This window comes from uncultured Campylobacter sp. (genome assembly GCF_937997465.1).
Lineage (GTDB): Bacteria > Campylobacterota > Campylobacteria > Campylobacterales > Campylobacteraceae > Campylobacter_A.
On record NZ_CALKTQ010000071.1, the window covers coordinates 1 to 1,962 of the forward strand.

2 protein-coding genes are annotated in these 1,962 nt (G+C 51.8%); both read right to left on the bottom strand.

Annotated features, from left to right (window positions below; genetic code table 11):
* Positions 1-125 precede the first annotated feature (125 nt).
* Positions 126-806: a triose-phosphate isomerase gene (locus tag Q0546_RS02040; RefSeq protein WP_298790066.1), complete on the bottom strand. Its 681-nt coding sequence runs from the start codon at positions 804-806 to the stop codon at positions 126-128.
* The coding region (locus tag Q0546_RS02045; protein WP_298790068.1) for a phosphoglycerate kinase at positions 803-1,962 on the bottom strand (1,160 nt) is incomplete at its 5' end. The genes Q0546_RS02040 and Q0546_RS02045, both read right to left, overlap by 4 nt.

Below are 1,962 nucleotides of genomic sequence, written 5' to 3' on the forward strand. Positions count from 1 at the left end.
TTTTAAACGTAAATCGACAAGCGGAAATATCGCTAGGCGGATTTAAATGTTTTGAAGTAAATTTCGTCCCAAGACTAGGCATATGCCCTGTCGCAGGGCGAAATTTACAAAATCATTTAAAGACGTCAGCGAGATGACGCGCTAATAAGCTCCAAGAAACCAGAGGCGTCCCAGCTCGCCGTACCTACTAGCACTCCATCGCAATTTTTGATCCCCGCTATCCCGCCGATATTTGCGGCGTTTACGCTGCCTCCGTAAAGCAGCGGCGCGCTCGTTTGCTCGCAGATGAAATTTAATATCTCCTCAATCTGCTCCGCGCTCGCGCTCTTGCCCGTGCCTATCGCCCAGATTGGCTCATAGGCGATCAGTAGCCGCTCGTAGCCAAGGTCGATATTTTTTAGCTGCTCCGCCAAAAACTCCTTCGTGCCGCCAGCTTCGTTTACGCTCAAATTTTCGCCGATGCAGTAGACGATCTGCCAGCCAGCCTTTACGGCGAAGTCAAATTTGGCGCGCAAAAGCTCCTCACTCTCGCCTAACTCGCGTCGTTCTGAGTGTCCGATCAGCACGCTTTTTACGCCGAACTCGTCCAGCATCGCCTTGCCGATCTCGCCTGTGTGAGCGCCGCTTTCGCACGGATAGAAATTTTGCGCGCCGAGTTTAAATTTATGAGCGGCAAGATCAAACGCGCTAAACGGAGGAAATACCGTCACGTCGTCGTTTGAGCTTAAATTTGCGTCTAAAATTTCAGCGTAGCGCGCAAAGCTCGCTCTCGTGTGATTGCACTTTAAATTTGCTAAAAACCTCACTCCGCAGCCTTTCTAAGCGGTTTTATGCCGGGTAGCTCCTTGCCCTCGATGAGCTCCAAGCTCGCGCCGCCGCCTGTTGAGATAAATGTCATCTCGTCGGCGTCTCCCGCTCGCTCTACGACGTCGGCCGTATCGCCGCCGCCCACGACCGTAGTCGCGTGCGTGTCGATGATGGCGTGGCTCATTTTGATGCTGCCTTTGCTAAATTTATCCATCTCAAAAACGCCCATCGGCCCATTCCACCAGATGGTTTGCGCGTCAGCGATGACCTCTTTAAAGAGCCTAATGGACGCAGGCCCGATATCTAGCCCCATCCAACCGCTCGGGATCTCTTGAGCGGGGACGAATTTTACGGCGCTTTCGGCTGAAAAGGTCTGAGCCGCGACGACGTCCACCGGTAGGTAAATTTTAACGCCAAGCTCCCTGCCTTTGCGTAAAATTTCGCGCGCGTCCTCGATGAGATCTTCTTCAAGCAGCGAGTTTCCGATATTTTCGCCGAGCGATTTTAAAAACGTAAATGCCATGCCGCCGCCGATTATCAGCTTATCTACGCGCGGAAGTAGGTTGTGTAGGGCTTGCAGCTTACCGCTTACCTTGCTGCCGCCCACGACCGCCACGAACGGGCGCGCAGGGTGCTTGATGAGATTTTGGGCGAAATTTATCTCTTTTTGCAGCAAAAATCCCGCCGCTTTATGTTTCTCGTCGTAAAATTTAGTGATCGCCTCGACCGAGCTATGCGCCCTGTGGCAGACGCCAAACGCGTCATTTATATAAAATTCGCCGTATTTAGCGAGCTCGCCGGCTAACGCCTCGTCGTTTTTGGTCTCTCCCTTTTCAAAGCGCAAATTTTCAAGAAGTAAAATTTCGCCAGGTTTTAGCGCGGCGGCTTTAGCTTTGGCGTCCGCTCCGATGACATCCTCGGCAAATATCACGTCTCTATCAAGCAGCCTTGATAGCCTCTTTGCCACGCCTCGCAGCGAAAATTTCTCCTCAAAGCCGTTTTTCGGGCGCCCTAAGTGACTAGCCAAAACCACGCTGCAGCCGTTATCTAGGCAGTAGCGGATAGTTGGTATCGCTGAGCGGATCCTGCGGTCATCAGTGATGTTTAAAAACTCGTCCATAGGCACGTTAAAATCGCACCTTATAAAGACTTTTG